Annotated in this window: 1 pseudogene; it reads right to left on the bottom strand. The window is 48.6% G+C overall.

The features are described from left to right. Positions 1 to 222: pseudogene (locus ACRHOC_RS15565) on the bottom strand (beta-ketoacyl-[acyl-carrier-protein] synthase family protein); the annotation flags it as partial.

Genomic DNA, 222 nt, shown 5'->3' with positions numbered 1-222 from the left:
AACGGCTCCTGCCTTAGGTGCTGTTAAGCTACCTCCATTCCGTTGACCTCCAGAGTTTACCTCACCACCCAGTACTTCAGCATAAATCTTTGCGCCACGTTCTAATGCACTTGCTAAAGATTCAAGAACCAATGCCCCTGCAGCACTTGCAGGTACAAAACCTGATGCTGTAGCGCTCATTGGACGCGACCCTTTCTCCGGTGCCATATTATGTTTATACGT

It is taken from the genome of Winogradskyella poriferorum (assembly GCF_050618035.1).
In the GTDB taxonomy this organism is placed as follows: domain Bacteria; phylum Bacteroidota; class Bacteroidia; order Flavobacteriales; family Flavobacteriaceae; genus Winogradskyella; species Winogradskyella poriferorum_A.
Note: the sequence above shows the minus strand (reverse complement) of the source record. Positions and strands in the feature narration are given on the sequence as shown.